Origin of the sequence: Weizmannia sp. FSL K6-3076 (genome assembly GCF_038007245.1) — a bacterium.
In the GTDB taxonomy this organism is placed as follows: domain Bacteria; phylum Bacillota; class Bacilli; order Bacillales; family Bacillaceae_C; genus Weizmannia; species Weizmannia faecalis.
In genome coordinates, this window is sequence record NZ_JBBOWU010000001.1 from 2,652,094 (window position 1) to 2,677,304 (window position 25,211).

Annotated in this window: 19 protein-coding genes and 1 other annotated feature; of the genes, 3 read left to right on the forward strand and 16 right to left on the reverse strand. The window is 49.2% G+C overall.

Annotated elements, in window-relative coordinates:
- Positions 1-6: 6 nt before the first annotated feature.
- The 6 genes from NSS95_RS12775 to NSS95_RS12800 all read right to left on the reverse strand — a co-directional run bounded on the left by NSS95_RS12775 (position 7) and on the right by NSS95_RS12800 (position 8,595).
- Entirely contained in the window at positions 7-168 is a 162-nt protein-coding gene (locus NSS95_RS12775) for a hypothetical protein (protein WP_014097332.1), read from the reverse strand.
- 106 nt (positions 169-274) lie between these two features.
- Entirely contained in the window at positions 275-1,153 is an 879-nt protein-coding gene (locus tag NSS95_RS12780; RefSeq protein WP_233896595.1) for a polyprenyl synthetase family protein, read from the reverse strand.
- A 130-nt stretch (positions 1,154-1,283) separates the two neighbouring features.
- Positions 1,284-1,523: a binding site (T-box leader), on the reverse strand.
- Between the two features lie 41 nt (positions 1,524-1,564).
- Positions 1,565-2,278: an aldehyde dehydrogenase family protein gene (locus NSS95_RS12785; protein WP_340713935.1), complete on the reverse strand. Its 714-nt coding sequence runs from the start codon at positions 2,276-2,278 to the stop codon at positions 1,565-1,567.
- Positions 2,279-2,292: 14 nt separating this feature from the next.
- Complete coding sequence (locus tag NSS95_RS12790; protein WP_014097329.1) at positions 2,293-3,393, reverse strand: SDR family oxidoreductase; 1,101 nt, start codon at positions 3,391-3,393, stop codon at positions 2,293-2,295.
- A gap of 294 nt (positions 3,394-3,687) precedes the next feature.
- Complete coding sequence (locus NSS95_RS12795; protein WP_340713936.1) at positions 3,688-6,099, reverse strand: glycogen/starch/alpha-glucan phosphorylase; 2,412 nt, start codon at positions 6,097-6,099, stop codon at positions 3,688-3,690.
- A gap of 519 nt (positions 6,100-6,618) precedes the next feature.
- Complete coding sequence (locus NSS95_RS12800) at positions 6,619-8,595, reverse strand: methyl-accepting chemotaxis protein (protein WP_340713937.1); 1,977 nt, start codon at positions 8,593-8,595, stop codon at positions 6,619-6,621.
- Positions 8,596-8,841: 246 nt separating this feature from the next.
- On the opposite strand from NSS95_RS12800, the gene NSS95_RS12805 reads away from it, so the two are divergent.
- From NSS95_RS12805 to serA, 3 genes are all read left to right on the forward strand, one after another.
- Positions 8,842-9,804, forward strand: a complete 963-nt coding sequence (locus NSS95_RS12805) for a D-2-hydroxyacid dehydrogenase (RefSeq protein ID WP_161655389.1) — start codon at positions 8,842-8,844, stop codon at positions 9,802-9,804.
- Positions 9,805-10,190: 386 nt separating this feature from the next.
- The gene (locus NSS95_RS12810; RefSeq protein WP_340713938.1) at positions 10,191-11,351 is read left to right on the forward strand and encodes a pyridoxal-phosphate-dependent aminotransferase family protein; all 1,161 of its coding nucleotides are present in this window, start codon (positions 10,191-10,193) and stop codon (positions 11,349-11,351) included.
- Positions 11,344-12,969: a phosphoglycerate dehydrogenase gene (gene serA, locus NSS95_RS12815; protein ID WP_029141658.1), complete on the forward strand. Its 1,626-nt coding sequence runs from the start codon at positions 11,344-11,346 to the stop codon at positions 12,967-12,969. Before NSS95_RS12810 ends, serA begins: the two co-directional genes overlap by 8 nt.
- A gap of 92 nt (positions 12,970-13,061) precedes the next feature.
- On the opposite strand, the gene NSS95_RS12820 is transcribed toward serA, so the two are convergent.
- From NSS95_RS12820 to ilvB, 10 genes are all read right to left on the reverse strand, one after another.
- Positions 13,062-14,090: a PTS transporter subunit IIC gene (locus NSS95_RS12820; RefSeq protein WP_340713939.1), complete on the reverse strand. Its 1,029-nt coding sequence runs from the start codon at positions 14,088-14,090 to the stop codon at positions 13,062-13,064.
- 358 nt (positions 14,091-14,448) lie between these two features.
- Positions 14,449-15,579 (reverse strand): HAD family hydrolase, encoded by a 1,131-nt coding sequence (locus NSS95_RS12825; protein WP_340713940.1) that lies wholly within the window; start codon positions 15,577-15,579, stop codon positions 14,449-14,451.
- 147 nt (positions 15,580-15,726) lie between these two features.
- Complete coding sequence (ilvA, locus tag NSS95_RS12830; protein ID WP_237349397.1) at positions 15,727-16,779, reverse strand: threonine ammonia-lyase; 1,053 nt, start codon at positions 16,777-16,779, stop codon at positions 15,727-15,729.
- Positions 16,736-17,326, reverse strand: coding sequence for a 3-isopropylmalate dehydratase small subunit (leuD, locus tag NSS95_RS12835; RefSeq protein WP_340713941.1), 591 nt, complete (start codon positions 17,324-17,326; stop codon positions 16,736-16,738). Before leuD ends, ilvA begins: the two co-directional genes overlap by 44 nt.
- Positions 17,327-17,409: 83 nt before the next feature.
- Complete coding sequence (gene leuC, locus NSS95_RS12840) at positions 17,410-18,825, reverse strand: 3-isopropylmalate dehydratase large subunit (RefSeq protein ID WP_061577558.1); 1,416 nt, start codon at positions 18,823-18,825, stop codon at positions 17,410-17,412.
- A gap of 163 nt (positions 18,826-18,988) precedes the next feature.
- The gene (gene leuB / locus NSS95_RS12845; RefSeq protein WP_029141661.1) at positions 18,989-20,089 is read right to left on the reverse strand and encodes a 3-isopropylmalate dehydrogenase; all 1,101 of its coding nucleotides are present in this window, start codon (positions 20,087-20,089) and stop codon (positions 18,989-18,991) included.
- Between the two features lie 19 nt (positions 20,090-20,108).
- On the reverse strand, positions 20,109-21,650 hold the full coding sequence (locus NSS95_RS12850; protein ID WP_340713942.1) for a 2-isopropylmalate synthase: 1,542 nt from the start codon (positions 21,648-21,650) through the stop codon (positions 20,109-20,111).
- Complete coding sequence (gene ilvC, locus NSS95_RS12855; protein ID WP_017550959.1) at positions 21,637-22,665, reverse strand: ketol-acid reductoisomerase; 1,029 nt, start codon at positions 22,663-22,665, stop codon at positions 21,637-21,639. Before ilvC ends, NSS95_RS12850 begins: the two co-directional genes overlap by 14 nt.
- A 29-nt stretch (positions 22,666-22,694) precedes the next feature.
- A complete protein-coding gene (gene ilvN / locus NSS95_RS12860) occupies positions 22,695-23,216 on the reverse strand; it encodes an acetolactate synthase small subunit (protein WP_013860312.1) in 522 nt (173 codons plus the stop codon).
- Positions 23,213-24,928 (reverse strand): acetolactate synthase large subunit, encoded by a 1,716-nt coding sequence (gene ilvB / locus NSS95_RS12865; protein ID WP_340713943.1) that lies wholly within the window; start codon positions 24,926-24,928, stop codon positions 23,213-23,215. Before ilvB ends, ilvN begins: the two co-directional genes overlap by 4 nt.
- Positions 24,929-25,211: the final 283 nt, after the last annotated feature.

Here is a 25,211-nt window from a genome sequence, read left to right on the forward strand (position 1 = left end):
TTTATATCAGGCCCATAAACGATAATCTTGACTGTTCTCCCCTTTGATAGCATTCAATACGGCACATTTATCTTCTTCAGTAAAAGATTCCGGGTAATCAAAAGTCCCCGCTTTAATTTCTTCAATCAGATGTGGTTGCTTCATCAACTGGTAAATAAACGTTTCCATCTTATCATCTCCCATATTATTCATCTATCATCCATATAATACCATTTATATATTTTAAAATGATGTTTCCAACTAAAGATTAAGGAAAAAACTAAGATTTACAATCTTAAGTTTCTCCTGGGATATCCGCCTTGAAATGAATTCCATCAACAAAGCTCTTGATTTGTCGTTTAATGGTTTCGTCAACGGACAATTTATCAATAATGTTTTTTGCTTTTATTTTTTCAGCTTCTATTAAAACTCTTGTATAGAGAATAACACCTGATGATTGAATCCATGCCTCCAATGATTGAATGGCTAGTAATCGATCTAAAGACAGCCGATTTTCAAAATAAGATGCCACTGCCTTTCCGATTCGGCTTGGGTGATGGGCGAGATACATGGTAGCCAGTGTCCATTTTTTGTGAATTAGATCATTTTTTTCACCCAAATGGAGAACATCATCAAGATCGTTCTCGAGCTGGGCACAAATACCTATTCCAGTTGCATACTCACCTATTAAATGAAGATCAGTAGTATTACCAGCTAGCATAGCTCCGCACAAGCAAGCGAGCGCACAAAGTGCTCCTGATTTTTGCTTAATTACTGCAATATATTCTTCTTCTTTCAATGGTGCATTTCGAATATCAGCAAATTGACCATGAACGGAACGATTTATTCGGTCAACGATTAGTTGAAAAGCCAAATTATTTTTTTGACTGCCTAAAAATCCATTCAATTTTGACATAGCCAACAACAAAAAGGCCGTTTCCACCGTCAATGATTGGCCTGCATGATCTTGCATCCATGGCGAGCGATGATGATCCTGATCTTGCCAGTCATCTAAAATATTAAAGGCAAGTATAATCAGTTCTACACATGCTGCCACATGAAAAACAGAAGCGCTTTTTCCGCCCAGCAAATGGTGGTGGTTTACACACAACATTCCAAAAGGAAGATTTGTTTTCTCATGCTCACTCGCATATTTGTGAGCCATATCTTTCATTTCTCCATAAAAAAAACCTTCAATTAATTCATGAAGCGCGTATTTTATATCAGTTAAAGTGCCTCTGATTCAGTTGCATCATAATCCCTCTCCCATTTTTTAAAAAAATATAAAGAGGACCCCAATCCACGTAAAGGACGGGGAACCCGCGGTGCCACCTTTATTGGCTTAATCAGCCCGGCTTTGACGGTATCAGGGAAAAACCGTAATACCTGCCTTTTGTAACGATAAGGCATTCGCCAAAGTCTACTCCGGAATCGTTTCGGTTTGGAAGCTCGGAAGCCCATTCGCCTGCACGTCATCACCGGTTCGCACCACCCACCGGCTCTCTTCGGAATCCACAAAGGTTACGCTTCTTCATTGCCATTGATTGATTATTATCTTAATGCTGAAAATAAAAAATGTCAATCTTCATTTTAAAAATCTTTTTATTTTTGTCAACCCATTTTTCATATTTGGATAACGGAACGGGATGTCGAAGACGGTTGTTTGTCGTAACACACTTTTCCGGTGGGAGAAGGCATTAAAGCTTTCCTTTCCGTGGTAAGCGCCCATCCCGCTTGCCCCGACGCCGCCGAACGGCTCAAATGGCAGTTCAAGAAGCGCCTGGCTCGTTTCTACCCCGCCTTCGATCACGGCGATAAAATCTTCCGGGAATATTTCTTCCACCAGTTTTTTCAAAGCTTTTGAAGTATGCGGCGTGTATTCCGACGGCTTGATCACTGCACAGTTTCCGGCGGCCACTGCGCCAACAAGTGGTACAAGCGCGAGCTGCAGCGGAAAGTTCCATGGCGAAATAATGAGCGCCGTGCCGTACGGTTCCAGTATAATCATGCTTTTTGAACCGGCATGGGTGAGCGGCGTTTTTGCCCGCTCCGGTTTCATCCATCTTTTCAAATGTTTCAATGTAAATGAAAGCTCGCTCAGAAGAATGCCGATTTCTGTTGCATACGCATCAAACGCCGACTTGTTCAAGTCTTTCCGGAGCGCACCCGACAGTGCCCTTTCATGCCGGATAACAGCTTTTTTCAGCGCCTCAAGCGCCCTAATGCGGAATGCATACGGCTTTGTTTTCTCCGAATAAAAGAAAGCTTGCTGTTTTGCCAGAATCGACTCTGCATTCATACGGAATCCTCTCTTTAAACAATCTTCAGCTGCTTATCGCGGTCATCTTTGTGCGCCTCATAAAAACGGACCATTGCCGGCAATGTCTCTTTGAAATCCGGGCAGGAAATCCCGGACCCCTCCAAATCTTTTTGGGCCGTGCTACAGTCATATTCTGCCTTGCATGTAAAATATTCAAGGGCTTCCCGCTCCGCATTCAGCCATTTCCGGAAAGCCTTAATAGAAAACAGCCATTCCATTACCGATAGCGGGATGGTCCCGTGCGGTTTTCTTCCGAGATACGCTTCCATGACCATTTTGTACAATTCGCGCATGCGGTACGAATGCGGGTCGGTAAGGTGATACGTTTTTCCCGTCTCGGCATGTGCATGGGCAAGATAAAGGGTGGCATCAAAAATGTAATCGACCGGGACAAAATTTCCTTCCGCCGTGCCCTCGCCGAAATACGGAATCACGGGAAAAATTTTAAATTTTGTAAGCGTATTCAAAAGAAAATAAATGCCGTCAAATTTAATGGTTTCACCAGTCTTTGAATGCCCTTTTACAATCCCAGGGCGGATCACCGTAACCGGCACCTCCCCCATGATGTCGCGAACGCGCTTTTCCGCTTCAAATTTTGACTCCTCATAATGGTTTTTAAACGTCTGCCCCATGTCGAGTTCATGTTCGTAAATGCGCCCCTCCCTTTTCCCCGACACGTAGGCGGTGCTGAAATACACATACCGTTTTAAGGCTTTAAGCGTTTTTACCCACTGGTTTACGTTCTCTGTTCCCGTTACATTCACCCGCCAGGCGATGTCCCGTTTCACCGCAAGATCGTAAATGGCGGCAAGGTGGAACACATGGGTTACTTCTTCTGCCAGCTTGAAGCGCATCCCTTCCTCAATCGAGAGCCCTTCTTTTGTAATATCCCCTTCAATGACGGTGAACTGTTCCTTCGAAATATTTTCCGCTTTCTTGCAAATTCCCCCGATCTCCGCTTCTGCTTTTTGACGCATCGCCGGAAGCACAAGCAAATAAATGTGCCCGGCCGGATAATCCAATTGTGCCATCCGCCTGATCAGCGACGAAGCGATAAAACCAGGAAAACCGGTAAAAAAATAAATGTTTTTCACGCGTCTCCCCCTCCTGCCGGAAATCTATTGAATGATATTCGCCAAGCCAGCATATTTCCCTGCAAAAAAAGCAAAGATTCAGACGAAATTTCACCCCCTTTTTTCTCCCGTTCGGAAAACGGCTTATGCTGCTGAATGCCCGGTTCCCCCATAAGTGAGCAGCCAGGTCCTTGCCGGCCGCTTTTAGCGGGGGAATTCCGGACAATATACAGCAAGCCGTCTTTTTCTATTCGCCAAGCGGCTACGCTTCACCGGGCTGAGCCCGCGTACCTTACAGCGATGGGAGACAGTCCACTAAAAAAGTCTTGTTTTGCTATTTACGTTCCAAATTTCAGCTGCATACCTGAGCACGGTATAATCCGATGAAAATACACCGGCATTGGCGATATTGATCAATGCCATCTCCTGCCATTTGAGCGGATCGCGGTACAGCATGTCCACTTTTTTCTGCGCCAGCGCGTAATCCTCGAAATCTCTTAAAACAAAAAACTCATCACCATATTTAATGAGGGAATCAAAGATGTCCCGCCCTTCCGCCTGCACACCGGGAATCGAGCCGTCAATCAGCGCATCGAGTACACGGTGCAGCACCGGATTGTTCTTATAATAATCATAAGAATGATAAGACCGGTCATGGTAATATTGGAAAACTTCCTGATCGGTCAGCCCGAAGAGAATAATATTGTCTTCCCCCACGAGGTCGCGGATTTCCACATTTGCACCGTCCAGCGTGGCCAATGTAACCGCGCCATTGAGCATAAACTTCATATTGCTCGTCCCGGACGCTTCCTTGGATGCGAGTGAAATCTGTTCGCTCACGTCAGCCGCCGGGATGATCCGCTCGGCCAGCGACACACCGTAATTTTCGATAAAAACGATCTTCAGCATATCCCTGACTGCCGGGTCATGGTTAATGAGATCCGCTGCGGCGTTTATCAACTTAATGATTTCCTTGGCGTAAGTGTAGCTCGGTGCCGCTTTGCCGCCAAAGATGAAAACGCGCGGGTAAATATCTGCTCCCGGATCATCCTTCAATTTAAAATACAAGCTTAAAATATGCAAAAGATTCAAAAGCTGCCTTTTATAAGCATGGAAACGTTTGACCTGCACATCAAAAATGGCATCTGTCCAGACGGCGAGCCCTGTCCTTTTCCTAATATAGTCTGCCAGCCGTTGCTTATTGATTTGTTTGATTTCCGCAAGTTGCCGCAGGACGTTTTCATCCCGGCGAAAAGGCTCCAGCATTTTCAGGTCTGTCGGCTTTGTCGCCCACTCCTTGCCGATTTTGCTGTCAATAAAACTGCGCAGCGGTTCGTTGGAAAGCAGCAGCCAGCGCCGGTGAGTAATGCCGTTTGTTTTATTGTTAAATCTGGACGGGAAAATGCAGTAGAAGTCACGAAGCACTTTTTCTTTCAAAATATTCGTATGGAGCTTTGCCACCCCGTTGATGCTGTGGCTCCCGATGATCGCAAGGTGTGCCATCTTCACGCTTCCGTCCGAAATCACCCTTGTCCGCTCAATCTTATCCCGGTCATACAAACGGGCCATATCCTCTATATAGCGGCGGTCAATTTCGCAAATGATTTGATAAATGCGCGGCAAAAGCTGTGCCATCATATCTGTCGGCCAGCTTTCCAGCGCTTCGGACATAATGGTATGGTTGGTATAGCTGAGCACTTTTACCGTCACATCCCATGCCGGTTCCCAGCCCATCCCTTCCTCATCCAGTAAAATGCGCATCAGTTCGGGGACACATAATGCCGGGTGTGTATCATTGATGTGGATGGCGACTTTTTCGGCGAGATTGGACATCGGCAGGCCGCGTTTTTTATAGGTGCGGATAATGCTTTGAATGCCTGCTGAGACGAAAAAATATTCCTGTTTCAAACGTAACAGACGCCCTTCATAATTGGAATCGTCAGGATACAGCACTTCCGAAATGCTTTCGATCCGGCTTTGCTGCTGAATAAAAGCATGGTACTCCGTGTTCGCATCCTCAAGCGGCATTTCCGCCGACCATAATCTTAAAGTGTTGACCGTATTGTCCCCGTAACCGATTACCGGGGTATCATACGGCACGGCAAGTACAATTTCCTCATTTTCATAATGGGGAACAAAATGCCCCGATGCATCTTTCTCAAGCCGGACGTTGCCGTAAAACCGCACATTTACCGCCTTGTTCAGCCGGCGTGTCTCCCACACATTGCCGTTTCGCAGCCAGTTTTCAGGCAGTTCAACCTGGTAGCCGTTGACAAATTTTTGCCTGAAAAGCCCGTACTTAAAACGGATACCGTTTCCGTGCCCGGGGATCGCATGTGTCGCCATTGAATCGATGAAACAAGCTGCCAGCCGGCCAAGGCCGCCGTTTCCCAGCCCGGCATCCAGTTCCACCTGTTCCAATGCCTCGAGTTCCATCCCCATTTCTTGAAGCCCCGCCCGGACTGTATCGAGAATGCCAAGGTTGAACAAATTGCTTTTCAACATCCTGCCGAGCAAAAATTCCATTGAAAAATAGTAAACTTGTTTCTCCCCTTTTTCCAAGTAACGCTGATTCGTGTTCCGCCATTCTTTCGCTGCATATGAACCGATCAATTTTCCGAGTGTAACATACTGTTCTGTCAAATCAGATTTTTCCACATCCATTGTGAAGCAGTCCGACAGCATCCTTTCGAAATCGGCCTTAAATTGTTCCTTTGTGAGTTCCATCCCATTTCCTCCCGTTTTTGCCCGTCCTGCAGCCCTTTCTCCGGAGAGGCCCAGAGCCGTTCCTGCACTATTTTTTCAAATGCTGATTCTTCATTTTCCTGATTTTCAAGATTTTATAAATCGCAAATCCGGCGGCACAGAGAAAAATAAGCCAGCCCAACTGAAAAACCACATCAGGCCAATTGACATATTGATGCATGCTTTTCTCTCCCCCCATATAAGGTCATTTCCTTTTTCAAAAAATTTGTTCATCCGATTCATAGTTTTATTTTAAAGGACGCCGGAGCCATTGTCACCGAAAATATTTTGCCGGCGCTCCGAAGCCCTTTTGTGGCCGCTGCTCCATCGTTTTCTCGCGTGGCAACTGCCACGGCCGTTGTGCGGCGGGCAAAATTCATCCCCCAAAATTCCCGCACTTGCATTGCCTTTTGCTTTGCCCGGGCGGAACCCGTTTTCAGTTGAATCCATGCGCCAAAAAAAGCGCCCAAAGCCTAGATTCCTGCTTTGGGCGCTTCTTCTTTAAAACTTGTATTTCTTCACCATTTCCTGCAAGTACTCCGCCAGATAGGACAACGCTCTGGCCGAATCGCTGATGTCATCCATCGATTTCAGGTGGCTTTCAATGGAAGCGGCCATTTCTTCGGTTGCCGCCGCATTTTCTTCAGCAATTTGGGCAAGTTCGTTCGCAGTCGAAGTCACTTCCTGGACGGAGGCGGAAATTTCTTCCGAGATCGCCGCCATTTCTTCTACTTGCGGTGTGATTTCTTTCATCCCGTTCATGATCGTGTCAAATTTTCCGATCGAATCTTTGGAACGTGACACGCCGGCTTCCACATCTTTGGACACTTGTTCCATTTCGCGGACGGAATCTTCCGTATCATGCTGGATTTGCGTAATCAGCTTTTCAATTTCTTTGGTCGAGTTTTGCGACTGGTCGGCCAATTTCCGGATTTCGTCTGCCACGACCGCAAACCCTTTTCCGTGCTCGCCCGCCCTTGCCGCTTCAATCGCTGCATTTAAAGCAAGCAAATTCGTCTGGGCCGCAATTCCTTTTATCACTTCTGTAATTTGGCTGATTTGCTTCGAATTTTCAAAGAGTGCCTGGATTTTTGCGTTAGATTGCGCGACAGAACCGGCAATGGACTTCATTTGTGCAACCGTCTCACGGACAGCCTCGCCGCCTTGTTTCGCATGTTCAAGCGTGGCATTGGACAGGCTGGAAATCGCCATCGTGCTGTCGGTTACTTTTTCCATTGCTTTTGCGATTTCGCTCATCGCCTGGGCGCTGTTTTCCGTGCCGTTCGTCTGTGTTTCCGCACCGCTTGCAATCTGGGCAGCAGCGGAGTTGATTTCATGGCTTGCCTGCGTTGTATTTTCCGCATTTGCCTTCAGCTCTTCGGAAGAGGAAACGACCATCTCCGCGCTTTTATCGACCTGGTCGAGAAGGTCGCGCAGGCGGTCCTGCATTTTTTTAAAACTTACAGCCAGTTCACCGACTTCATCTTTTTTCCGGATATCAATTTCCTCTGTTAAGTCCCCTGAGGAAATTTTTAATGCTGCTTCTTTCAGGCGGTTAATCGGCCGTGTCACAGACCGGATGACAAAATAGGCTAATACCGTACCGAGAACGAGAAAAATGACGATGACAAGAATCATCCGGTCAATGATCGGCTGTACAGCTTTGCCGACCTCATCGGCATACACTGTGCCCGCGATTTTCCAACCCGTCAGGCTGTCGGTTGTATAAATCATCATTTTTTCCTTCCCCTGATACGTATAGGAAGTATGTCCAGAAACATGGTTAAATACGGTATCATACACTTTTTCTTTTGCATACGCCCCCGGTTTTCTTCCCGGCATCACGACGATGCGGCGGGCCGGGTCTACAAGCACCGCATACCCGTTTTTCCCGATTTTGATTTCTTTTGCCATTTTTTGGATCGCACTTATTTTCAGGGCAACTGCGACAACCCCGGAGTTGTCTTGCGTCGTTTTGGCAATGGTGACAATCGTTTCCCCCGTGGTCGCGTCCTGGTACGGGGCTGTCACAATCGCTTTTCCGGGCTGTTCCATCGCTTCCTTATACCACGGCCTTTGCCTTGGATCATAACCTGCAGGCACGTTTCTATCAGGTTGGATCATCATTTTTCCGGATGATGTCCCAACAAAAACATTCAGGACATTGTTATGCAGGTCTGCGTACTGGCTGAACATCGACTTGATTTCGGACGGTTTTTTTTCCGTTTGGGCCGAAATTCTTTTAGAAAAATAATCCACATCGTCCATGCGCGGCTGGATCGCATCATGGATGATATTCTGCAACAGATTGACATTTTCCGTAGCGGCATTCAGCATTTGCGATTGGACTTCACTTCCTGCTGATTTTATTGAAAAATATCCGATCAGTACAGATGGAACGAGCAGGATCGCGAGGATAGAAACAATCAATTTCGCTTTCATATTCCATCGTACATGTTTTTCTACCATCTTTCGCATAACAGGGCAACTCCTTTAATCATTTTCATAGCGGATATCACTAATTCTTTTATCGTACCTTTTAGTCACTTTTTCATAGGGCTTTATACCTGGAAACATGCGTGCAAATAATTGATAAGGCTTACAGGCTGAAGGGATGGCGGTTTTTGCAAATGTGAAAAGTTTATGGCAGGAATTACCAGAAAAAGCAGGAAATTTTTACGGTATATCGAATATATGATTTAATGGAATAAAGGAGGGAGTTTGATGGCGGAAAGAACCATGATTATTGCAGAAAATCTTGCCCCCGGCCTGCTTGATGAAATCAGGAAATTGGTTCCGGAATGGCGCATACTGGCCGGAAAAGATCCGGCGCATTGGCAGAGTGAAGTGAAGAAAGCTGAAGTGATTGCGAGCTTTCGAAAAAAAATGGAAAAAGATGCATTATCGGAAGATTCCGCTCTCCGCTGGGTTCAAAGCTGGAGTGCGGGGGTGAACAGTTTCCCGCTCGAACAATTTGAGAAAAAGGGGCTCTTTCTGACTTCCGCAAGCGGCATCCACGCCTATCCGATTTCTGAAACCATTTTTGCAATGATGCTGGCATTGACAAGGAAAATCCATACATATGTCAGATATCAAACGAAAAAGAAATGGGACCATGCCGGGTTAAAACTGGAAATGCACGAAAAGGTGATCGGCATTATCGGTGTCGGGGAAATCGGGCTTGAAACGGCAAAAATTGCCAAAGCCTTCGGGATGAAAGTGCTGGGCGTGCGGCGTTCCGGTGCGCCTGCCGGGTTTGTAGACGAAATGTATACCAACGGGCAGCTCCATGATATGCTTCCGCTTTGTGATTATGTCGCCGTCTGCCTGCCGCTTACGAAAGAAACGTACCATTTATTCGGGAAAGAAGCATTTGCCCGCATGAAGCCGTCTGCATTTTTTATCAATATCGGCAGAGGGGAAATCGCAAATGAAAAAGAACTGGCCGATGCCCTTGCCTCCGGCGAAATTGCCGGCGCCGGGCTGGATGTGTTTGAAAAGGAACCGCTCCCTGAAGACAGTCCGCTTTGGGAGCTGGAAAATGTGATCATCACCCCGCACACCGCCGGCTCAACCGAACATTACGACGAACGGGTTGTCCGGGATATCTTCATCCCGAATTTAAAACGGTACCTCGCTGGCGGCAAGCCGGACATTCATCTTGTCGACTACAAAAAAGGTTATTAACCTTTTTGCGCGAATCAAAAAATACGATGATTTTTAAATTATTTCATTTTTCCCTTTACAGAACTAAAACCAGCTGTTAGAATATTTAGCACAGAGCAAAATGATATTCGAAAAGTAATGATGAAGAAGGCGTATTTGCAAAAAGCCGCAGAGAGTCGGTGGTTGCTGCGAACCGATGCTTTTGCTGATACAATGCCCAGCGCTTCTGAACTGGCCGGCCGAAAGTGATGTAGGCCGCACCCGGCATATGCCGTTATTTTCCCAGAGGCTGCCGTACGCAGCAAAAGAGGGTGGCACCACGGTACATGACGTCCCTCCTCCACAAGGATTTCTTTGTGGCGGAGGGACGTTTTATTTTAATTTTATATTGGAGGATTGACGTACTCATGCTTTTTTGTAAGGAATCGCTATTCACACCAGGTCCAACACCCGTACCGGACCGTGTAAAACAGGCCATGAACCAGCCTATGGTCGCCCACCGCAGTGAAGTCTTTTCAAATAGCCTGAAGCAAGTGGCGACAAAACTGATGCCGGTCTTTGGCACAAAAGAACCGGTGGTTGTCATTGCCGGCAGCGGGACATCCGCACTGGAAAGCGCCGTCTGCAACGTTGTCCATGAAGGCGACCATGTCGTTGTCGTTGTCACCGGCGTGTTCGGGGAGCGTTTTGCATCCATTTGCGAATCATACGGCGCCCATGTCCACCGCCTCAATATAGAATGGGGAACCGCCTGCCGCCCGGAACAGCTGGAAACGTTCCTTAAGGGGCTAAAAGATCCGGTCAAAGCGGTTTTTGCCACCTATTGCGAAACATCCACCTCGGTGTTGAACCCGGTGAAAGACCTTGGCGCCGTTGTAAAACGGCTGACCGATGCCTTGTATATCGTTGACGGCGTCAGCTGCATTGGCGGCGTGCCCGCGGATATGGAAGATTACCAGATTGATATCCTTGTTTCCGGTTCGCAAAAAGCGCTCATGCTGCCGCCGGGCCTTGCCTTTGTCGCCGTCAATAAACGGGCCAAAGAGGCAATCAAGAACGGACCGGAAAAACGGTTTTATCTCGACTTGAACCGGTATATCGATTCATATGATGAAGCCGTGACAACACCGTTCACCCCGCCCGTTTCCCTCGTGTTTGGCGCGGAAGAAGTGTGCCGGATGATTGAGGAAGAAGGCTGGGGCAATGTCATCAAGCGCCATGAAATTTTGCGCGATATGACCCGCGCCGGCGTGAAAGCTTTGGGCCTTCCGCTCCTTGTCGAAAACGACGCGGATGCTTCGCCGACCGTCACAGCGTTGAAACCGGATGGCGAACAGGCCGGGGCAATCAAAAAATATTTGCAGGATCATTTTTCAATGGTTGTCGCAAGCGGGCAAAAGCAGTTGAAGGGAAAAATTTTCCGGATTGGCCATATGGGGTACAGCACCCCTTTTGACGTGATCAACGTTTTAACCGCGCTGGAAATGGCGGTACACGAACTGAACGGAAAGGATACATTCGGCATTGCAGTGAAAAAAGCGGAGGAGGCATGGAAAGCGCATGTTTAAAATTTTAGTAACGGATAAAGTAAGCGAAGAAGGCTTGAAAAAACTGTATGCGCACAAAGATTTTTTAGTTGAGCACCAGCCGGGCATTGCGCCGGAAGATTTAAAAGCCAGGATCGGCCAGTATGACGGGCTGATTGTGCGGAACCAAACAAAAGTGACAAAAGACATCATTGAGGCATCCGGCAATTTGCGCGTCATTGCAAGGGCCGGGGTCGGCGTTGACAATATTGATGTCGATGCTGCGACGAGAAAAGGGATTATTGTCGTCAATTCGCCGGGAGGAAACACGATTTCCGCAACGGAGCATACACTCGCCATGATGCTTTCCCTTTCCCGCAATATCCCGCAGGCACACAAGTCCGCATCCGCGGGAAAATGGGAGCGCGAAAAGTTCAAAGGCGTCGAGCTTTTCAAGAAAACGCTCGGCGTAATCGGAACGGGCAAAATCGGGACAGAAGTGGCGAAACGGGCAAAAGCATTCGGAATGGCCGTGCTCGGGTACGACCCGTATTTAACCGAAGAACGCGCGGCCAAGCTTGGCATCAAAAAAGCAACGCTTGGCGAAATTGCCGCCCGGGCTGATTTCATCACGCTCCATACGCCGCTAATGAAAGAAACGAAGCATTTGATCAATGAAGCATTTTTGGCAAAAACGAAAAAAGGTGTCCGCATCATCAATTGCGCACGCGGCGGGCTCGTTGACGAACAGGCGCTGCTTCAGGCGCTTCAGGAAGGCCGCGTTGCAGGGGCCGCCTTGGACGTTTTTGAAAACGAGCCGGACATCACACCAGGGCTTTTGGAACTGCCGAATGTTATTGTAACCCCGCATCTCGGCGCGTCGACCCGCGAAGCACAGGTCCGGGTGGCGGCGGATGTCAGCGACGAAATCATCCATATCTTTGAATCTGAGGAAATCCGCAATGCCATCAATATGCCGCAAACTTCCGGGGAAAACCGCGAACGGATGGAACCGTTCCTCCTTCTTGGCGAACAGGTGGCACAGCTCGGCATCCAGCTTTTGGATGAAGCGCCGGAAAAAATTGAAATTACGTACGCCGGCGAGCTTTTGGATGAAGATACAAAACTGCTGACAAGAACGATCATCAAAGGGATCCTGGCGCGCCACCTCGGCAGCACCGTCAATCTTGTCAATGCCCTTCATCTCTTAAAGGAACAGGGCTTGACATACAATCTGCAGCGCAATGCGTCGCTTAAGGGCTTTTCCAATTATCTGGAACTGGCGCTGTATAAAAAAGGCAAACAAGTGAATATCGGCGCTTCGATCATTAACGGGTTCGGCGGCCGCATCGTGAAGCTGAACGATTACCGCGTCGATCTCCGCCCGGAACAGCACCTTCTTTATATCCGGCATCTGGACATCCCGGGCATGATCGGCCGGGTCGGTTCGATTCTCGGCAGCAACGACACGAATATCGGCACGATGCAGGTGGGCCGGAAAGAAATCGGTGGGGAAGCGATCATGGTGCTCACGCTCGATAAAACCGCAAGCCGGCAAGTGCTGGACCAATTAAAAGAGATCATCGGCATTAAAGCCGTCCAGACTTTGGAACTCGCAACCGGCTATACCTTTCAGGAAGAACCTTTTGTAGAAGTATAAATAAAAGCATTCACGGCAAAACGCTGTGAATGCTTTTTTTTTCGGATACAGGCAAAAACCGGGCTTGTACGGCCCGGCTTTACTTTCCGGTATTATTGGACTTCCATTCTGAGGTCGCCGGCTTTTGCCCAGCCGAACAATTTAAGGAAATGATAGATGCCGAGCGTCGTAAAAATGGGTAAAATCACACCTGCCGCAACATAAGCAAGTAGCGGGCCGGTTCCCTGGTTGGCGAGAATATTAAGCGGCGCAATTAATGAATTCAGGCCGAGCCCGCCGAGTTCATACGGCACTTTCAAGTGAAACATCATCGTTGCAACCGGCGCGCAAATGAGCGACGAAACAAACGGCGGAATGACAAGGCGCGGATTTTTCACCAAATTCGGGAACTGGACTTTTGGCGTAATCAAGGACTGTGCAATATTGCCGCCCCAGTCATTTTGTTTCAGCGACATTGCCGTAAAACCGACAAACTGGACCGTACAGCCGATTAGTGCAGCCGCGCTGGATACCGGATCAAGCTGCAACGCAATGGCAAGCGCGGCCGAAGAAGCAGGTGACATGAGCAGGATGCTCCAGACGAGCGATACAACCATTGAACCGAAAAGCGGCGAACCTTGTACAGAGGCCGTAATTTCACCGCTCAGCCATTGCAAAAACGGCGTGGTGACAGCAGCAAGGCCAACGCCGGCAACACCGCCGGCAAGAATGGCGGCAAACGGAATTGCCATCATATCGAGCTTCGTTTTGCCGGACACGCGCTTCCCGACCCACGTTGCAACAACTGCAGCCAACACAGCACTTACAGGCTGTCCGGTGACAATCGTAATCAAGCCGTCCTGGGTGGTGCCGATCGCATTTCCGCCGACCGCCGCACAAGCCATCGAACTGAAAATGACCAATGTATTGCCGCCAAGCTGATATGCAATCCCTGCGCCGATGGCCGGCGCCAACAGCGATTTCGTCGCCGCCCCGATGGCCAAAAAGCCGTCCCAGCCGAGGAATTTCCCGAACGTTTCAAACAAAAGGCCCAGCCCCAAAGTCACGAGCACAGCGTTTGCTACCCCGGCCGATGCTTTATATGCCCTGTCAATTACATAATCTTTAGTTTCTTGTTTCATCTTTCCCACTCCTTGAAATATTCCGAATTAAAAGATCACCGTTTCTGTTTTATTTTCAGGACTTCAACGATTTCCGCAAAATGAAGGTTCTTACGGGTTTCCACCTTGATTTCTGCTTCTTTTTTTGTGATGTTCAAATATTACATTAATTTTAAAATAAAGTCAACATTTAATTTTATTTAAAAATATTTTTTTCAAACTTTTCATCCCGTTTTTATAGAGGAACTGGAAAAATTACACTATATTAATAAAGTGATCATGTAAGGTTTCCCTGCAAAAAATTTTTTCGGAAATTGCCGTTTTTTACGGCGCGGAATATCCTGCGAAAAAGAGGCATGCCTCAGCATACCCCAGCAGTCTACAAAAATATGTTTTTGAGGCCTACTACATTCTCAAAAATATAATCTGCCCCGTGTTCTTCAAATTCGGCTTTTGCTTCTTTTCCGGACAAGCCGGTTAAGATGCCGGCAAATTGGGCACCTATTTTTTTTGCAGCAAGCAGGTCCGCGAGCGAGTCCCCGACAATCAGGATTTCCTGCCCGTTTTCAAGCGGGAGGCTGCATTCCGCACAGTCGCGGGTGGGCGTGTTTTTCCCTTTTAAAGCAAGCAGGTAGGTAAAAGGATTCGGCTTTGCAAGCGGCGTATGGCCTCCAAGCTCCTCTTCCGCCTTTAAAACGTCGTCCGCCGTCACGATATGCGCCTCATGAAACAGCGGCAGCCAGCCAAGCGCCCGGAACGGCCCGTACGTTTCAAGCTGCGGCCTCCCCGTGCCGACGCCGAGTTTCAGCCCTTTCCCCGCCAAAAAGGAAAACAAGGCACCGATTTTTTCCGGTTCGGCAAGCGGAATCTCTTCATCGAGAAAGCCTTTTTTCCCCGTTTGCACGCTCGGCTTCCCGGTAGAGGCCTTAATATTTTGGTCGCCGACATACCATTCCTGGGAAATCTGCTCGCACACCGACCAGAGCGCGCCTTTTTTGCCAAGCTGCGTATCTGTAAGCCCGAAGATTTCATAAGCAAGCTGGTCCAGCACTTTCAACAAATCCTGTTTTGTTTCGGGCCTCTTTGCAAACCAGTTTAAAAATATGCCGTAGTCGGTTTCAACCGGATAGTGTGCAAGCACCCCGCGGATTTCATGAAGCGTTTCATAATCGATTTCACGCGCCAGCCAGCCGCGGATCCGGCCTGCTTCCTTTTCCTTTATTTGCGAAAGCAAATGTAACAGCTGGCAGGTGAACGTCAAATAAATCATATCCCAGTTGGCGTTCATGCCGCGCGATTTTAAAAACCGCAACACTTCATCATGCTGAAAAACATCAGCCCGGATGCGCCTGATTTCCTCATCTGTTAAGGCTGTTTTAAATTGTTCCGGTGCGAGCCCTAAATAATGGCCGCTATGTATCAATTCCCAGACGGTCAAGCCGGATGCGTCAAAATAACGTTCCTCGCTCAGCAATACCCCGTCCACATCAAATAATACCGTTTGAATCATCTCTTCACCTCTTTCCTACATCAGTGTAACAAAGGATGCTGTTTTTTTGTATCGTTTTTTCACTTTTCGGCCTGCATTAAAGAAAAGGCGCCCCGGGGCAAGCCTGGTGAACACGCCTGGCATGCCCCGGCCTGCTGGTGCCCGGTTCTAAAGCGAAACAACCTTATGTTTTTTTTTGCCGGCCGCAGCCAGCCGTTTGAAGTGGGAGATTTTATCCAGATCAGCATTTCCGCCGCTTACAACAATGCCAATATGCTTTCCCGAAACGCCAACTTTGCCGCTTAATACAGCCGCGAAAGCCGCCGCTCCTGCCCCTTCGACAAACATTTTTTCACGTTCGAGCATATAAATGATGGCAATGGCAATGTCTTCATCGCTCACCGTCACGACATCATCCACATACTTGCTGATTAACGGAAAAGTCAGCTGGCCGGTCTCTTTTACAAGAATGCCGTCCGCGATGCCCGAAACATGTTCGAGCCGACTGTTTCCCATCCCTTTAAAGCGGTTATAAACAGCAGGCGCCCCCTCGGACTGCACGCCGATGACGCGGATTTTCGGATCATAATTTTTCAGGAGGCAGGCCATGCCAGCAATTAAACCGCCGCCCCCGACCGGAATCACAACCGTATCAAGATCCGCGCATTGCTGGATCATTTCGAGGGCAATCGTGCCCTGGCCGGCCATCACTTCATAATCGTCAAACGGGTGAATAAACGTTGCGCCTGTGATTTGCTGGTCCAACACAGCTGCTTCATACGCTTCCTGAAAGGATTCGCCGGTCAGCACGACTTCCGCGCCATACGCCTTTGTTGCCAACACTTTGGCAAGCGGCGTTTTTTCCGGCATATATATTTTTGCCTTCAACCCCTGTTTCGTTGCCGAAAAAGCGACACCCTGCGCATGGTTGCCCGCCGATGCCGCAATCACGCCGTTTTTTCTCGCATCCCCTGCCAGGTTCGTAATTTTATTCAGTGCGCCCCTGATTTTAAAAGACCCGGTGCGCTGCAGGTTCTCCATTTTAAAGTAAAGCCTTGTTCCTGCCATTTCATTGAATGTCGCCGATTCGTTCAACGGCGTCCGGTGCACGACCGGCAATAAGTTTTCAAATGCTGCTACAATGTCTTTCGTTTGTAAGAAATCCCCATTGTTCTCGTCACACTCCTGCGTTTTCAGACGCTTCAAATTTTGAAATTTCATCTTCAAGCAATAATGTCAGCCCGATTTCATCCAGTCCCTTTAACAGCATATTCTTCGGATACGGATCAATGTCAAAGTGGACGGTCTTTTCTCCCGTTAATACCACTTGTTTTTCAAGATCAACCGTTAAAACGAGCCGTTCTCTCTGTGCCTTGTCAATCAAATCGTGCACTTCTTCTTCCGGCAGCTCTACGGTTAAAATCCCGTTTTTCAGACAGTTATTATGGAAAATATCAGCAAAACTTGGTGCGATAACCACTTTAAAGCCGTAATCCTGCAATGCCCAAGGCGCGTGCTCCCGTGAAGAGCCGCATCCGAAGTTGTCGCCTGCCACTAAAATCTGTGCTCCCTCGTATTTCGGATCATTTAAAGGAAAATCTCCCCTTTTATTTCCGTTTTCATCGAAGCGCCAGTTGTAAAACAGGCATTCCCCAAATCCCTTGCGCTCAATCCGTTTCAAAAACTGTTTTGGAATGATCTGGTCGGTATCGACATTTTTTCGGTCCAATGGGAATACGAGCCCTGAAAAAGTTTGAAATGGCTCCATTAGCTTTTGCCCCCTCTCTCCGTATAGATGAATGAATTTTCTTCTGCTGCCTGCTGCAAAAGAAGCAGCGCGCATGCCGCCATTTAGCGGGCCGGCACAGTCTGGCCGAGCTTCCGGACATCGACAAATTTGCCGTAAATGGCGGCGGCTGCGGCCATCTCCGGGCTGACAAGATGCGTTCTGGCGCCAGTCCCCTGCCGGCCTTCGAAATTGCGGTTCGATGTTGAAGCGCATCGTTCTCCGGCCGGGACAATATCATCATTCATCGCAAGGCACATGCTGCAGCCCGACTCGCGCCATTCAAACCCGGCTTCCGTAAAAATTTTGTCAAGTCCTTCTTCTTCCGCCTGTGCTTTCACGCTTTGCGACCCTGGAACAATGAGGGCCCGGACTCCTTCTCTTACATGCCGTCCCTTTACAATTTCCGCTGCAGCCCGCAAATCGGCAAGCCGCGAGTTCGTGCATGAACCGATAAATACATGCTGGACAGGGATGTCTGTAATCTTCATCCCCGGCTCAAGGCCCATGTATTGCAACGCTTTTTCAACCGCCTGCCGTTCGCCGGGATCGTTGATTTCAGCCGGATCAGGCAGTTTTTCACTGACCGGGAGGCACATGGAAGGGTTCGTGCCCCAAGTGACCTGCGGCTCAATTTCTGCTGCATCCATTTCAAGCGTTTTGTCATAGACGGCGCCTTCATCTGATGCCAGCGAGAGCCAGTATGCCGCTTTTTCTTCAAAATCTTCCTTCGGCGCATATTTCCTTCCGCGCAAAAAGGAAATGGTCGTTTCATCCGGGCTGATCAACCCTGCCCTGGCCCCTGCTTCAATCGACATATTGCAGACGGTCATCCGCTCTTCCATTGACAAATTGCGGATCGCTTCGCCGGTGTATTCGACAATATGGCCGGTGCCGACGCCAATCCCGAATTTGGCAATGATGGCAAGGATTAAATCTTTAGCCGTCACGCCCGGCCCGAGTTTGCCGTTGATTTTGATCTGCATCGTTTTCGGGCGCTTTTGCCATAATGTCTGGGTCGCCAACACGTGTTCCACTTCACTCGTGCCGATTCCGAAAGCAATGGCGCCAAATGCACCGTGCGTGGACGTGTGGGAATCGCCGCATACAATCGTTTTCCCGGGCTGGGTGAGCCCCAGTTCCGGCCCGATGACGTGGACGATCCCCTGGTCCGGATGGTTGATGCCGGCAAGCGGGATGCCGAATTCCCCACAGTTTTTTTCCAAAGTGGACATTTGTTTTTTCGAGACCGGGTCTTTTGAAATCCGGCCCCTTGTTGTCGCAACATTATGATCAACGGTGGCAAAGGTTAAATCCGGCCTCCGCACTTTGCGGCCGTTTATCCGCAACCCCTCAAACGCCTGCGGGGACGTGACCTCATGGACAAGGTGCAAATCAATATAGAGCAGGTCCGGCTTCCCTTCTTCGCGGTGGACCAAATGGTTTTCCCATATTTTATCGATAATCGTTTTCGGTGCCATCGTATCACTCCCATCTGCCGCTTTTCGTTTTTTGGAGATCAATCTCCGTTTTGCCAATTCCTTTTTTCATGATTAAAAATCCGTGCTGTTTTTCCATCCAGAAAACGTGCACCGCTGTAAACTGCCACTTGCCAAATCCTTTTTTATTGAAAGATACGCCCTCTTATTGAAAAATGCGCGGACGGGCTGCGCTGTTATTTAATTTTTCGATCAGCCGGTCTGTGAGCTCAATTGTACTGACCACTTTTCCGTTTGCCACCTGCAAATCGCCTGTACAATAGCCGTCTTGAAGCACATCATCCACTGCTTTTTCAATGGCCGCCGCTTCTTTCTCAAGCCCGAACGAATAACGGAGCATCAAAGCCGCTGACAGCACTGTCCCGAGCGGGTTGGCTTTTCCCTGCCCGGCAATATCCGGCGCGGAGCCGTGGACCGGTTCATACATGCCGAACCGGTCGGAACGGAGGCTTGCGGATGGCAACATGCCGAGGCTGCCGGTAATCACGGACGCTTCATCGCTTAAAATATCGCCGAACATATTCTCTGTTACAATGACATCAAATTGGCCCGGATTTGCAATCAGCTGCATCGAAGTTGAGTCGACAAGCATATGGCTCAATTCCACGTCCGGATACTTTTTCGCGGTTTCTTCCGCAATTTCGCGCCACATTCTGCTTGATTCCAGCACATTCGCCTTATCGACGGATGCCAGTTTTTTTCTTCTGATTTGGGCAAGCTGGAATGCTTTCTCAATAATTCTTTCAATCTCTTCCCTTGTATAAGCAAGCGTGTCTACCACTTCATTCTCGCCCGGCCCGCGCCTTTCACTCGGGCGCCCAAAATAGAGGCCGCCCGTCAGTTCGCGGACAATAACAAGATCGACGTTTTCCACACGTTCCCGTTTTAAAGGCGATGCGTTTAAAAGTGTGGCATATGCTTTAACCGGGCGCAGGTTTGCAAACAGCCCCATTTCTTTCCGGAGCCCGAGCAGGCCTTTTTCCGGGCGGAGGGAAGCCGGGTTATGATCCCATTTCGGCCCCCCTACCGCGCCGAGCAAAATGGCATCGCTCCTGCGGCAAATGTCAAGCGTTTCTTCCGGTAGGGGCGTCCCCGCTTCATCAATGGCGGCGCCCCCAATCAGCGCATTTTCAAAAACGGCTTCATGCCCGTCATTGTCCAACACTGTTTTTAAAACGCGGATCGCTGCATCCATCACTTCCGGCCCGATCCCATCGCCGGGCAGTACGGCCAGTTTCATTTTCATTGTCGTTCCTCCCCGAAAATCACACCTGTACTTGTTTTCTCGATTGCTGTTCCATTGCGTGCGCCCTGTTGATTGCATTTAAAAATGATTTTGCGGAAGCTTCCAGTACGTCTTGGGCAGACCCGCGCCCGCCGCATTCAAACTCCCCGCATTTCACTTTGACAAAAGCATCCGCAAGCGCATCCTGCCCGGAACCGACTGACTGCAGTTTATAATCTTTCAGCTCAATCGGGCCGTCAAACATCTTGGTGATCGTATGGTAAATCGCCTCAACACTCCCCGATCCGGTGCCGGCTTCTTCAACAAGCGTTCCTTCCGGTGTTTTGATTCTTACTGTGGCGGTCGGAATATTCAATGTGCCATACTGCACCTGCACACTTTCCAGTTCATAATGCGCAGCATCTGCCGCATCGGTTTGCTTTTCGGCTAAAATGGCGAACAAATCGTCATCGGTCACTTCTTTTTTCTTATCCGTCAATGCTTTGAAAGCTTTAAACGCTTCGTTCAGTTTTTCCTGGCCAAGATCAAAGCCGAGCGCTGCCGCCCGTTCTTTAAAAGCGTGGCGGCCGGAATGTTTTCCGAGCACAAGCCGGTTGCTTGAGAATCCAACCAGTTCCGGAGTGATGATTTCATATGTCGAAGCCTCTTTTAACACGCCGTCCTGGTGGATGCCGGCTTCGTGGGCAAAAGCATTCGCGCCGACAACCGCTTTATTGCCTGGTACAACCATCCCGGTCAGTTTGCTGACCAATTGGCTTGTGCGTTTGATTTCATCCAATTTCAAGCGGGTTTTCTTGTTGTAATAATCCTGCCTGATGTGAAGGGCGACCGCCACTTCTTCGAGGGCAACATTGCCGGCCCGTTCGCCGATACCGTTGATCGTCCCTTCCACTTGGAGGACACCGTGTTCAATGGCTGAAAGCGTATTGGCCGTCGCCATCCCGAGATCGTCATGGCAGTGGGCGGATAAAATGACTTTATCAATGTTCGGAACGTGCTCCCGGATATAGTCATACAGTGCACCGTATTCTTTCGGCGTCGTATAGCCGACGGTGTCCGGCAGGTTGATGACATTTGCGCCGGCATTGATCACTTCTGTAATGATTCGGACGAGAAAGTCTTTATCCGATCTCGTCGCATCTTCTGCCGACCATTGCACCAGTGGGAATTTTTGCTTCGCGTATTTCACGGCCTCAACAGCGATGGCTGCCACTTCGTCCGGCGTTTTTCGCAGTTTGTATTGCATATGGATCGGCGATGTGGCCAGAAAAATGTGGATCCTTGGCTCGGCGGAATGCTTCAGTGCATCCCAGGCCGCATCAATGTCCTGCTTGTATGCCCTCGCCAGGCCGGTAACCGAACTGTTCCGGATTGTTTTTGCGATTTTCTCAACCGCTTCAAAGTCCCCTTTTGAAGAGGCAGGAAACCCCGCCTCCATGATATCTACGCCAAATTTTTCCAGCTGTTTGGCAATTTCGACTTTTTCCACGGTGTTGAGGTTGACGCCTGCCGATTGTTCCCCGTCCCTTAACGTCGTGTCAAAAACATTAACCTTTTGCATTCACAGCCACTTCCTTTTGTTTAATCGGATTTTTGACAAAAGGCATTAGATCGCGCAGTTCTTCGCCGACTTTTTCGAGCGGATGATTTTGCTCGCGTGTGTTGATGGCATTGAACATCGGGCGGTTTGTCTGGTTTTCAAGCAGCCATCCTTTGGCAAATGTGCCGTTTTGGATATCTTTTAAAACCTCTTTCATGCGCTTTTTCGTATCTTCATTCACAACGCGCGGGCCGGAAACGAAATCGCCCCATTGCGCCGTATCAGAGATGGAATAGCGCATATTTTTCAGGCCTCCTTCATAGATCAAATCGACGATCAGCTTCATCTCATGACACACTTCAAAGTAAGCGAGTTCCGGCTGGTACCCTGCTTCCGTTAACGTTTCAAAACCGGCTTTGATTAAGGAGGTCAACCCGCCGCACAGGACAGCCTGCTCACCGAACAAATCCGTTTCGGTTTCTTCCTTAAAGGTTGTTTCCAAAACGCCGGCCCGGGCAGCCCCGATTCCTTTTGCATAAGCAAACGCCAGGTCTTTTGCTTCCCCCGTCACATCCTGGTGGACGGCAACAAGCGCAGGCACCCCGGCCCCTTCTTCAAATGTCCTTCTGACGAGATGCCCCGGGCCTTTTGGCGCAACCATAAAGACGTCAACATTTTCCGGCGGGACAATCTGGGTAAAATGGATGTTGAATCCGTGGGCAAATGCGATTGCATTGCCGGGTTCGAGCCCTGCTTCCACTTCTTCTTTGTATACTTTTGTTTGCTGCTCATCCGGCAGAAGCATCATGATGACATCCGCTTCTTTTGCGGCTTCCTTCACAGGCTTAACGGAAAATCCGTCCTGTTCCGCGCGGTTAAACGACCGGCCCGGCCTGACGCCGACAACTACGTCAAAACCGTTATCACGAAGGTTTTGTGCATGGGCATGGCCCTGGGAGCCATAGCCGACAACGGCGATTTTTTTCCCTCTCAATGCTTCTTCTTTGATGTCTTTTTCAAGATAAACTTTTGCCATTTTTCATTCTCTCCTTAAGTTCAAGATTTTTATTTTAATAGGGAATACGAGCTTAAATCGGTTACTTGTTTTTGCGAGCCGCGCAGAAATGCGGTCATCCCGGTACGGACCATTTCTTTAATGCCGTACGGTTTAAGCAGGTCAACGAGCGCCTCCACCTTGTCGCTGTCGCCGGTTACCTGGATGGTGACAGATTCCCTGCTGACATCTATGATGGAGGCACGGAACGGTTCGACAAGCCCGCCGATTTCGCTTCTCGTCTGCGGTGTGCTCAATACTTTAATCAAAGCAAGTTCCCGTGAGACGATGGCCTGGCCTGTGATGTCCTGGACTTTGATCACATCGATCAGCTTGTTCAGCTGTTTTGTCAGCTGCTCCGCCTGCCTGTCGTCTTCGACATTGACGACAATGGTCATGCGCGAGATGCCCTCCGTTTCGGTGCGGCCGACCGTAATGCTGTCAATATTGAACTGCCGCTTTGCGAGGACGCCGGTAATTTTGTTCAGCACCCCGCTCTGGTTTAAAACAGTGGCTACAACAATCCGCTTCATGGCTTCACCCCCATCATTTCATGCAAGCCTGCACCCGGCGCGACCATCGGGAACACCGCTTCAAGCCTTTTCACGCGGCAGTCGACAACGGCAGGCCCTCCATCCTCGAAAACAGATTTCAGCACCTGTTCGAGTTCTTCGTTGTTCGTCGCGCGGCAGCCTCTGATGCCGTAGCTTTCCGCAAGTTTGACAAAATCGGGCTGGACCGGGATCGTCGAATAGGAATAGCGCTCTTCGTAGAAAGATTCCTGCCACTGCCGTACCATGCCGAGATACTGGTTATTCACAATGAATATCTTGAGCGGCAAATTTAATTCTTTTACAACGGCAAGTTCCTGTAATGTCATCTGGAAGCCGCCGTCGCCGCTGATCGAAACCACCAGTTGGTCCGGACATGCGATTTGCGCGCCGATTGCGGCCGGAAATCCGAATCCCATCGTGCCGAGCCCGCCGGATGTAATCCACTTGTGCGGCTTTTCAAACCCGTAATACTGTGCCGCCCACATCTGGTGCTGGCCGACATCCGTCGAAATGATCGCATCCCCGTTTGTGTAATGATGGATTCTTTGAATGACATGCTGCGGGGACAATTCTTCACCGTCATCTTCGTACCAAAGTGGAAATTTTTCGGCGTATTCTTTTAAATGGCGGACCCATTCTTCCGTGCCGGCATTTTGCAAATCTTCCGAACAAATCTTCTGCAAGGCTTCCTTTGCATCTGCCACGATCGGGATATCGGTTTCGACATTTTTGCCGATTTCAGCCGGGTCGATATCAATATGGACAACCATTGCATTCGGGGCAAAGTGGGCTAAGTTGCCTGTCAGACGGTCATCAAACCGGGCCCCGATATTAATGAGCAGATCGCATTCGCAAATGGCCATATTTGCCGCATACGTTCCATGCATACCGCCCATGCCGAGAAAAAGCGGGTGACGGAACGGAAAACTGCCAAGGCCGAGCAACGTGTTTACGACCGGTATCTGGCACTTTTCCGCAAACTTGAGCAAAAGATCAGACGCCTTCGCATGGAGGATTCCGGCTCCTGCCAATATGACCGGTTTTTCGGAATAAGAGACAGCTTCCACAAGCTTTTTAATCTGGAGCGGATTCGGGCTTGTATTCGGCTGGTAACCGGGCAGATATACTTCCCGGCTTTCTCCCATTTCCACCGTGCCCTGCTGGATATCTTTCGGGATATCGACCACCACCGGTCCGGGCCGGCCGGATTTTGCAATATGAAAAGCTTCTTTGACGACCCGCGGCAAATCCCGCAAATCCCTTACCTGGTAATTGTGCTTGGTAATCGGGGCCGTCATGCCGATGACATCAGCTTCCTGGAACGCGTCCGAGCCGATGACGGAAGTACCGACCTGGCCGGTAAAGACGACGAGCGGGAGCGAATCCATCATCGCATCGGCAATCCCGGTGATCAGGTTGGTTGCCCCGGGGCCCGAAGTCGCAATGACGACACCCGGTTTTCCGCTAACGCGCGCATAACCTTCTGCCGCGTGAATGGCCCCCTGCTCATGCCGGGCCAGGATATGCCTGACCGGCTGGTTATAGAGGGCATCGTAAATCGGTAAAACCGCACCCCCCGGATAGCCGAACATGACGTCGACCCCTTCCCGCACCAATAACTGGACAAGCGCCTCAGCACCCGTACATTCTGCTGTTTTCACATTGCCATCCATTCTTGCTTTCGCACACACGATTTAACCTCCTATTCTGATTTGCGCAGGCTCCTTGATTTATCCCAATAAAAAACGCCCTTCTCCTTGATTTATCCCAATAAAAAACGCCTTTCTCTCCTTGAAAACGGCAAAAGGAACAATCGTTTTTGCCGGTTTTGCAGGGATGAAAAGGCATCTTTTCATGGTACCACCCAACTTCACGGCGTTCTCACAAACGCCGCCTCATGCAGCATTGTTTAAAAAATGCTGCTTTTGGTAACGGGTCCTCCGCTTCATGCGGCCGACCCGGCAAGTCCTAGTA

What these genes read in the sequence shown, in the direction of transcription:
- NSS95_RS12775 (WP_014097332.1), bottom strand. Translation starts at nt 168, where the DNA reads ATGGAAACGTTTATTTACCAGTTGATGAAGCAACCACATCTGATTGAA.
- NSS95_RS12780 (WP_233896595.1), bottom strand. Translation starts at nt 1,153, where the DNA reads ATGAAAGATATGGCTCACAAATATGCGAGTGAGCATGAGAAAACAAAT.
- NSS95_RS12785 (WP_340713935.1), bottom strand. Translation starts at nt 2,278, where the DNA reads ATGAATGCAGAGTCGATTCTGGCAAAACAGCAAGCTTTCTTTTATTCG.
- NSS95_RS12795 (WP_340713936.1), bottom strand. Translation starts at nt 6,099, where the DNA reads ATGGAACTCACAAAGGAACAATTTAAGGCCGATTTCGAAAGGATGCTG.
- NSS95_RS12800 (WP_340713937.1), bottom strand. Translation starts at nt 8,595, where the DNA reads ATGCGAAAGATGGTAGAAAAACATGTACGATGGAATATGAAAGCGAAA.
- NSS95_RS12805 (WP_161655389.1), top strand. Translation starts at nt 8,842, where the DNA reads ATGGCGGAAAGAACCATGATTATTGCAGAAAATCTTGCCCCCGGCCTG.
- NSS95_RS12810 (WP_340713938.1), top strand. Translation starts at nt 10,191, where the DNA reads ATGCTTTTTTGTAAGGAATCGCTATTCACACCAGGTCCAACACCCGTA.
- serA (WP_029141658.1), top strand. Translation starts at nt 11,344, where the DNA reads ATGTTTAAAATTTTAGTAACGGATAAAGTAAGCGAAGAAGGCTTGAAA.
- NSS95_RS12820 (WP_340713939.1), bottom strand. Translation starts at nt 14,090, where the DNA reads ATGAAACAAGAAACTAAAGATTATGTAATTGACAGGGCATATAAAGCA.
- NSS95_RS12825 (WP_340713940.1), bottom strand. Translation starts at nt 15,579, where the DNA reads ATGATTCAAACGGTATTATTTGATGTGGACGGGGTATTGCTGAGCGAG.
- ilvA (WP_237349397.1), bottom strand. Translation starts at nt 16,779, where the DNA reads ATGAAATTTCAAAATTTGAAGCGTCTGAAAACGCAGGAGTGTGACGAG.
- leuD (WP_340713941.1), bottom strand. Translation starts at nt 17,326, where the DNA reads ATGGAGCCATTTCAAACTTTTTCAGGGCTCGTATTCCCATTGGACCGA.
- leuC (WP_061577558.1), bottom strand. Translation starts at nt 18,825, where the DNA reads ATGGCACCGAAAACGATTATCGATAAAATATGGGAAAACCATTTGGTC.
- leuB (WP_029141661.1), bottom strand. Translation starts at nt 20,089, where the DNA reads ATGAAAATGAAACTGGCCGTACTGCCCGGCGATGGGATCGGGCCGGAA.
- NSS95_RS12850 (WP_340713942.1), bottom strand. Translation starts at nt 21,650, where the DNA reads ATGCAAAAGGTTAATGTTTTTGACACGACGTTAAGGGACGGGGAACAA.
- ilvC (WP_017550959.1), bottom strand. Translation starts at nt 22,665, where the DNA reads ATGGCAAAAGTTTATCTTGAAAAAGACATCAAAGAAGAAGCATTGAGA.
- ilvN (WP_013860312.1), bottom strand. Translation starts at nt 23,216, where the DNA reads ATGAAGCGGATTGTTGTAGCCACTGTTTTAAACCAGAGCGGGGTGCTG.